The following is a 7,989-nucleotide window of genomic DNA, read 5'->3' on the forward strand; positions in this document are numbered from 1 at the left end:
GAGCTGCTGCGGTTCGCCGGCGCCCTGGAGAACGCGTCCGAGCACCCGATCGCACAAGCCATCGCCAAGGGCGCGTCCGCTCAGGTCGGTGACCTGCCGGCGGTGGAGGACTTCGCCAACATCGAAGGCCTGGGGGTGCAGGGAGTCATCGTCGACGGGGAGGTCTCGCACGCCGTTCTGGTCGGACGACCGCGGCTGCTCGCCGAGTGGTCCCAGCACCTGACGCCGCCCCTGGAAGCTGTGATGTCCGAGGCCGCTGAGAAGGGTCAGACCGCGGTCGCGGTCGGGTGGGATGGCCGAGCCCGCGGAGTCCTGGTCGTGGCTGACGCGATCAAGCCGACCTCTGCCGAGGCGATCAGCCAGCTGCGCGGCCTGGAGCTGACCCCGGTGCTGCTCACCGGAGACAACGCCGCCGTCGCCACGGCGGTCGCGACCGCGGTGGGCATCGAGACCGGCTCAGACACGGTCATCGCCGAGGTGATGCCGTCGGAGAAGGTCGATGTGATCAAGCGACTGCAGGAGCAGGGCAAGACCGTCGCCATGGTCGGTGACGGGGTCAACGACGCCGCGGCACTGGCCCAGGCCGACCTCGGCCTGGCCATGGGCACCGGCACCGACGTCGCCATCGAAGCCTCCGACCTCACCCTGGTCCGCGGAGACCTCCGCGCCGCCGCTGACGCCATCCGACTCGCGCGGCGCACGCTCGGCACCATCAAGGGCAACCTGTTCTGGGCCTTCGCCTACAACGTCGCCGCCCTCCCGCTGGCAGCTGCCGGACTCCTCAACCCGATGCTCGCCGGAGCCGCCATGGCGTTCTCCTCGGTGTTCGTGGTCTCCAACAGCCTCCGGCTGCGCACCTTCCGAGTGACCAACAGCGATCCCCGAACCGGCACCGTCGGCGCCACAGCGGTGTCCCGAAGCGAGCCCGTCAACGCCTGACCCCAAGCTTCTGGGCTCCCCGAGCCGAATCGGGGTCCCAGAGGACCTGCCTGGCCGGCAGGACCTACAACAACCGGCCCGATCCGGGCACGGAACCCACCAGAAAGGTTTCACCCATGGCAACCAACGCCACCTACACCGTCTCCGGCATGACCTGCGGCGGCTGCGCCGGCAAAGTCACCGACCAGGTCGAGCAGATCCCCGGCGTCCTCGACGTCGACGTCGATCTCGCCGCCGGTGCGATCACTCTCACCAGCGAGAGCGACATCAGCGATGCGTCCGTGAAGCAGGCCGTCGAAAAGGCCGGCTACAAGCTCGCTACCGCCTGACACCGCACAGTTCGCAAGGCTCCGGTACCCCGGCTCGACCCGCGTCGTCAGCGTTCGCACGGTGAAGAGCCGGGAGTACCGGGTCCACCGCACGGTGGTCGGACAGGCCAGGGACAGCGGCGCGGGACAGATTTTTCTTCGATTGAACCAGGACGCCAGGACATGAAAGCGGCCTGGCCTGAGAAAGGGTTAGAGCCATGGGGCTGTTCGCGATCCGCGACTACCGGCGCCTGTTCAGCGCGCAGGTGATCGCACTGTTCGGAACCGGTCTGGCCACCGTCGCACTGGGTCTGCTCGCCTACGACCTGGCCGGTCCTCGCGCCGGCGCAGTGCTCGCGACCGCGTTGACCATCAAGATGGTCGCCTACGTCGTGGTCGCGCCGTTAGCAGCGGCGTACGTCGATCGGTTGCCTCGGCGCTTGTTCCTCACCGTCCTCGACGCGGTCCGTGCCTTGGTAGTGCTTGCCCTGCCGTTCGTCACCGAGGTCTGGCAGATCTATCTGCTGATCGGAGTTCTACAGACCGCGTCTGCGGCGTTCACTCCCACGTTCCAGGCGGTCATCCCTGACATCGTCACCGAAGAGGCCGACTACACCCGAGCGCTCTCTGCCTCGCAGGTCGCCTACACCATGGAGAGCCTGCTGAGCCCGGTGCTCGCAGGTGTCGCGCTCGCGGTCATGTCCTTCAACCTGCTGTTCCTCGGCACCTCGCTCGGATTCGCTGTCTCCGCGATACTCGTGCTCTCGACCCGTATCCCCAACGCCCGCCCCAGCCAGCACACCAGCCCCCTGGACCGGGTCGTCTCAGGGATCCGGACCTTCACCGCCACGCCCAGTCTGCGCGCCGTGATGGCACTGAACCTCGTGGTCGCGGCCGCAGGGTCCATCGTCGTGGTCAACACCGTCAACTACGTCCGCGACGTGCTCGGCGGAACCCAGTCCGACGTGGCCTGGATGCTCGCCGCCTCAGGATCGGGCACCCTCCTGGCTGCCCTCGTCCTCCCCAGGATCCTGGACCGCGTCGCCGAACGGATCGTCATGCTCACCGGAGCTGCCGTTCTGGTCGTCGGGGTCCTCGTCGCACTCGCGACAGCCGCGGCGAGTCTCGCCATACCGCCGCTCACCGCGGCCATCTGGCTCACGATCGGCGCCGGGATGGCGCTCATCATCACCCCGACCGGACAAGTGCTCCGGGGTTCGGTCGAACCCAACGCCATCCCGCAGGTCTTCGCCGCCCAGTTCTCCCTGTCCCACCTCGCCTGGCTGATCACCTACCCGATCGCAGGGTGGGTGGCCACCACCGCCGGTTTCACCACCACCTGGACCATCCTCGCCATCCTCGCCGCGCTCGGCGCCACCGCCGCACCGGCCCTATGGACGCGCGAAGAGAAGGCAACCGACGCCACACCGGCCACCGAGACAGTCGGAACCACCCCCGGCATCATGGCCGAAACCACCCCCGGTGTCACGGCCGGTATCACGGATCGTGGCCCCGGAATCGACGTGCTTGTCCGTACGGCAGCCGATACCGCCGAAGGAACCCTCGCTGCATGCCAGTGCGCATGCGTGCACGCCGTGTGAGTCCACTGAACGGGTAGCCAACGGTCGACGGGTTCTTGGTCTTCCGAGCTGGCTGTTGATCGTAGAGCGGCGGCATCTACCGCGGGGCACGGCTGAACAGGGGTCGGCGGGTCAGCCTGCGTGTTCGATGATCCGGCAGACATCGCCGGCGCTGGCCTCCGCCGCGGTCTTGCGGGTGTGGACGAGGGTGCTGCGGAGTTGGCGAAGCTCGCCGATGGTGCGGTCGATGTCAGCGATGTGTTGATCGACCAGACGCAGCACATGGTGGCATGGCGCGGCGCCGGCTCGGCGGATGTCGAGGATGTCGCCGATCTCGTCCAGCCGTAGCCCGAGGGTGCGGGCCTGGCGGATGAACCGCAAGGTGGCGATGTCGTCGTCGGTGTAGAGCCGGTAGCCGGCATCGCTGCGCTCCGCGGGCGACAGCAGGCCTTTGGCCTCGTACAACCGGACCGCTTTCGGGGTGATTCCTGCCGCTCGGGCAGCCCGTCCCACGGTCAGGGTGTGGTCGTTCTCGTCAGCGTTCACATCGACGACTGTACGCGTGTTGACCTTGCCCCTGGGACAAGGTTTTAGTGTCGGTTCCAGGGCCGCTCAGGCCGGCCGAGACAGCAGGAGGAACCCAATGACCGAACAGATAAGTCTCCGTGTCAGCGGCATCAGCTGCGCTGGCTGCGAGCAGCGGGCCCGGGCGGTGCTGCGCCGGATGCCCGGCGTGGTGGAGGCCGCTGCGGACCATGACACCGGGCAGGTCAACGTCGTCGTTGCGGACGGAAGTCGCCTCGACCGCGCCCAAGTCGCCGCCCGGCTGTCGGCCGCCGGCTTCGATCCTGTCGGGGAAGTGGCACCGTGACCACCACGAGGACACCGGACCACGGCGAGGGCCTGTGGGCTGAGGAGCCGACCGACCGGCCGGACCGGGTTCGGGTGCGGGCGCGGATCGCTGGGCTGCACTGTTCGTTGTGCACGGGCACGATCGAGAAGGCCGTCGGCCGCCTCGATGGCGTGGATCGGGTGTCGGTGAGCCTGACTCACGAGCAGGCGCTGATCGACTTCGACCCCGGCCGGATCCACGCCGAGCAGATCACCACCACGCTGCGCGATATCGGCTATGACCTCTACGACCCACGCAAGCTGCGACCGTTCGAGGAAGAAGAGGCCCTGCTCGTCCGCGAAGGTCTGCGGCTGCTCGCTGCGGTGGCGACGAGCCTGACGGCGATCGCGCTGGTCGCCGCAGCGAGCCTGGTCGGGGCGTTGGTATCGGCGTCGGTGGTGGTGTTGATGGTGCCGATCGCTGCGGCGATCCTCAGCCCGGCCGGCCCGATACGCGCGACGCTGGGCACGGTGGCGGTGATCGCGCCCGGCGCGACCGCGCTCGGTCTACGCGCGACGGGGCTGCTCGGCGACACGGTGACCGGCTGGGTGACCGGTGTGTTGGCCGTTGTGGCGATGGCGGTGATTTCGCCGCACTTTGCTCGGATGGCCTACCAGTCGGCCCGGCGTGGCATCCTCAACCAGCACGTGCTGCTGGAGGTCGGCGCGCTGGCCGGAGTCACCGGTGGGATCATCGGTCTGACCGGGGTGCTGCCGGATTATCCGACGGCGGCGTTCTTCGCGGTCACCGTGCTGATCACGACTTACCACACGTTCTCGGAGTGGCTGTCGCTGCTGGTCAAGACCCGCTCCAGCCAGTCGGTGAAGAAGCTGCTCGACCTGCGCCCTGACACCGCACGCATCGTGCGCGCCGGTGCCGAGGTCGACGTCGAGGTCGACCAGGTCGTGATCGGTGATCGGGTGCGGATCCGGCCGGGCGAACGGATCGGCGTCGATGGCGTGGTGATCGCCGGACATTCGGCGGTGGACCTGTCGATGGTGACCGGTGAGCCGGTGCCAGCCGAGCGCAGCGTCGGGGATGAAGTGGTCGGCGGGTCGGTAAATGGCACTGGCACCCTGCTGGTCGAGGTCACCCGGGTTGGGACCGAGACCTTCCTGGCCCAGATCATCCGGCACATCGAGGACGCCCGCGCCCTCAAGCCGGGCATCTTGCACCTGGTCGACCGGGTGCTGCGCGTCTACACGCCCCTCGTGCTCACGGTCTCGGCGGCGGCGCTGCTCGGCTGGTTGGCCGTCACTGCCGCAACTGGGGACATCGATGCGCGGCGAGCGGTGTTCGCCGGGTTGTCGGTGCTGGTGATGGGTTACCCCTGTGCGGTCGGCATCGCCGCGCCCCTGGCAATCGTCCGCGGCGCCGGGGAGGCCGCCGACCACGGCATCGTGATGCGCACCGGCGAGGCGTTCCAGACACTGCGCCTGGTGCGCACCGCGGTACTGGACAAGACCGGCACCCTCACCATCGGCAAACCCACCGTCCGACACACCCAGGCCATCCTCGGCTCGACCGAGGACCTGCGGACCTGGGCGGCCGCGGCCGAGGCCACCTCCGAACACCCGCTGGGCCAGGCCATCGTCGCCGACGCGACCAGTCGCGGCCTGACCATCCCTGAGGCCGCCGAGTTCCACTCTGTCACCGGGTTCGGCGTGGTCGCCGAGGTGGACAACCAGCGCGTGCTGGTCGGCCGGCCGGACCTTCTCGCCGAGCACGGCATCGACACCACCGGCCTGACCGAGGCGATCGACCAGTGGACCAGCACCGGGCACACTGTGGTCGCGGTCGCCCTCGACGACAACCCGGTCGGCATCATCGCCCTCGGCGACACGCTGCGTCCCGATGCGGCCGACACCATCGCAGCACTCCGCGCCGGCGGCATTACGCCGGTGATGCTCACCGGCGACAACCAACGCGCTGCGCAGTACGTCGCCGGCCAGGTCGGCATCGATCCTGATCACGTGCACGCCGAGGTCCACCCCGACGGCAAGGCCGCCATCGTCCGCGACCTGCAGGCAGGCGGGCGGCGGGTGGCGATGGTCGGCGACGGCATCAACGACGCCCCCGCGCTCATGCAGGCCGACGTCGGCATCGCGATCGGCACCGGCACCGACATCGCCGTCGAATCCGCCGACGTCATTCTGGTCCGCGACCACCTACACCTGCTACTCACCAGCCGCGAGATCTCCCGGACCAGCTACCGCAAGGTCAAGCAGAACGTCACCTTGGCGTTCCTGTTCAACGGCGTCGGCATCCCCGCCGCCGCTACCGGACTGCTCGAACCGGTCTGGGCGATGATCGCCATGGCCGCCTCGGTCACCACCATCTTCGTCAACTCCATCGGCGCCCGCCCCAGCCTGCTGTTCCAGGCCATCGGCAGCGTCGGTCGCCAGCATGCGCCCCAAGGCACCGCTTCTGCCAGGTGACTGGAACGGGAGGCTGCATCTGGCTGCGGACAGCGGCGTCGACAACTCGTCGGGTCCTAACGGGGACCGGGGCCGGCGGTCTCCACCTGGAGGTGGAGAGCTTCCGCGGCGAGGTCGACGAGGCGGTCGACCGCTCTGGCTGCGGAGGCCTGCCCGGCGGCCTCGAGTGCGTGGATGCTGAAGGCGGCGAGCTCCTCGGCAGCGACGTCGGTCCGTACCTGCCCGCACTCCTGAGCGCCTCGTACCGCCTTGGCGAACAGTGTGGTCACGTCCGCGCTGTGGCGCTGGTGCTCTTCGCCACGGTGGACCAGGCCATGTAGGTCGGTTGCGACCGAGGATCCTCGGTGGAAACAGATCCGTGCATAACCCTGGAGCATGGCATACAAGCCGGCGCCCGCAGAACGCGCCTCGTCACGGAGGTTCTCCAAGTGTGCGAGGTGTTCTGCGACATGCTCAGCGTGGCCAGCCACGAGCATCTCGTCGACGCCGCGAAAATACTTGTAGAGCGTTGCCCGGCTGATGCCCGCCCGCTCGGCGACGAGTCCCATCGTGACGCCGCGGACACCACGTTCGCGGGCCAGCGCCCAGGCAGTCTCGAGGATCGCCGCTCGGACATCGCGCCGGTGCTCGGCGACCGTGTCCTTCCAGAGTTTCGGCATACCTCGACGATACGCCTTGTCGTATACGGAGACACGATGCATATTTGGGTAGACAGATTGTCTCGAAAAACTAGGACTAAGTAATGACGACCAGTGACAGCCCGAAGCCCAGTGGTCCGAGCAACGACGGACCGCCAGGCATGCCGTCGTGGGTCAAGTACCTCCTGGCAGCGCTGCTTGCGGTCGTGCTGCTCGCGGTGCTGGCGATGCTCATCACCGGCGGTGAGCACGGGCCGGGACGCCATATCGGCGGCATGGGCCCCGCCTCGGTAGTGGGAGCGATCGCGCACGGGACGAGCTGGTGATTGTCGGCCCACGGCCACGACGGCTCCTGCTCGCGCTCCACCTGAGCTGCTCGGTGGGCTGGATCGGCGTGGTCTGCGCCTATCTGGTGCTGGCCTTCGCGGTGCCGGCCACGGACGATCCCGAGGTCGTTCGAGCGGCGTGGATCGGGATGGAGCTCATCGGCTGGTACGCGACCGTGCCGCTCGCCCTCGGATCTCTCGCCACCGGCCTACTGATGGGCGCAGTGACGAAGTGGGGCCTGCTGCGTCACTACTGGGTGCTTATCTCGCTGGTGGGCACGGTCGTGCTCACCGCCGTCCTGATCATGCACATGCCCAGCGTCACCGCCCAAGCCGATCGAGCGCGAACGCTGGGCGAGGAGGACCTGCTTGCGATGGGCAGCGACACCACGCACGCGGTCATCGGGCTCGTCCTGTTGATCGGCATCATGATGCTCAACATCTTCAAGCCTCGAGGAGTGACGCGCTATGGCTGGTCGAAGGATCGGGCGGCGCGCGCTGCTTCACGCCCTGGTTCGACGCTGAGCGGGGGATAGTTGCCCCGTAGTCGTTCCAGCCCGACAAGGACCCGCATGCCACACGCATCTGTCGCCGCTAACCCATTCTTGCGACTCGAGGTCGAGCATCGCGATCGCCATTGGTGGCTCACGGCCATGGCTTTGGCGGCACTCGTGATCGCCGGTGCCATGGCACTCTTCGGTCTGCCGCCCGTCGATCTTCACGGCCCGTTGCACAAGGTCGGGATCATGGACCCGCTCTGCGGAGGCACCAGGGCAGCTCGCTACGCGGCCCAAGGCAATTTGGTCCAGGCGTGGAGGTACAACTCCCTCAGTATTCTCATCGTTGCCGGCGCTGCGCTCGCCGTTCT

General features: G+C 68.1%; 10 protein-coding genes. 8 read left to right on the forward strand and 2 right to left on the reverse strand.

Annotated elements, in window-relative coordinates:
* From ACFVJS_RS24520 to ACFVJS_RS24530, 3 genes are all read left to right on the forward strand, one after another.
* On the forward strand, positions 1-939 hold a 939-nt coding region (locus tag ACFVJS_RS24520), incomplete at its 5' end, for a heavy metal translocating P-type ATPase (RefSeq protein ID WP_378885912.1).
* A gap of 116 nt (positions 940-1,055) precedes the next feature.
* Positions 1,056-1,268, forward strand: coding sequence for a heavy-metal-associated domain-containing protein (locus tag ACFVJS_RS24525; protein ID WP_378885913.1), 213 nt, complete (start codon positions 1,056-1,058; stop codon positions 1,266-1,268).
* Positions 1,269-1,465: 197 nt separating this feature from the next.
* A complete protein-coding gene (locus ACFVJS_RS24530) occupies positions 1,466-2,848 on the forward strand; it encodes an MFS transporter (RefSeq protein ID WP_378885915.1) in 1,383 nt (460 codons plus the stop codon).
* A gap of 111 nt (positions 2,849-2,959) precedes the next feature.
* Here the strand turns inward: ACFVJS_RS24530 and ACFVJS_RS24535 are convergent, their stop codons facing one another.
* Positions 2,960-3,373, reverse strand: a complete 414-nt coding sequence (locus tag ACFVJS_RS24535; RefSeq protein ID WP_378885917.1) for a heavy metal-responsive transcriptional regulator — start codon at positions 3,371-3,373, stop codon at positions 2,960-2,962.
* 97 nt (positions 3,374-3,470) lie between these two features.
* On the opposite strand from ACFVJS_RS24535, the gene ACFVJS_RS24540 reads away from it, so the two are divergent.
* Positions 3,471-3,698: a heavy-metal-associated domain-containing protein gene (locus ACFVJS_RS24540; RefSeq protein ID WP_378885918.1), complete on the forward strand. Its 228-nt coding sequence runs from the start codon at positions 3,471-3,473 to the stop codon at positions 3,696-3,698.
* Positions 3,695-6,157, forward strand: a complete 2,463-nt coding sequence (locus ACFVJS_RS24545) for a heavy metal translocating P-type ATPase (protein ID WP_378885920.1) — start codon at positions 3,695-3,697, stop codon at positions 6,155-6,157. Before ACFVJS_RS24540 ends, ACFVJS_RS24545 begins: the two co-directional genes overlap by 4 nt.
* A gap of 56 nt (positions 6,158-6,213) precedes the next feature.
* Here the strand turns inward: ACFVJS_RS24545 and ACFVJS_RS24550 are convergent, their stop codons facing one another.
* Entirely contained in the window at positions 6,214-6,816 is a 603-nt protein-coding gene (locus tag ACFVJS_RS24550; protein ID WP_378885922.1) for a TetR/AcrR family transcriptional regulator, read from the reverse strand.
* An 83-nt stretch (positions 6,817-6,899) separates the two neighbouring features.
* Here ACFVJS_RS24550 and ACFVJS_RS24555 point away from each other — a divergent pair, with 83 nt between their 5' ends.
* The 3 genes from ACFVJS_RS24555 to ACFVJS_RS24565 form a co-directional block, all read left to right on the forward strand.
* Entirely contained in the window at positions 6,900-7,121 is a 222-nt protein-coding gene (locus ACFVJS_RS24555) for a hypothetical protein (protein ID WP_378885924.1), read from the forward strand.
* Positions 7,118-7,657 (forward strand): DUF2269 domain-containing protein, encoded by a 540-nt coding sequence (locus ACFVJS_RS24560; protein WP_378885926.1) that lies wholly within the window; start codon positions 7,118-7,120, stop codon positions 7,655-7,657. The genes ACFVJS_RS24555 and ACFVJS_RS24560 overlap by 4 nt, the downstream gene beginning before the upstream one ends.
* Positions 7,658-7,693: 36 nt before the next feature.
* Positions 7,694-7,989: DUF2752 domain-containing protein (locus ACFVJS_RS24565; protein WP_378885928.1), on the forward strand; the 296-nt coding region annotated here is incomplete at its 3' end.

Origin of the sequence: Nocardioides sp. NPDC057772, from assembly GCF_042798075.1 — a bacterium.
GTDB lineage: Bacteria > Actinomycetota > Actinomycetes > Propionibacteriales > Nocardioidaceae > Nocardioides.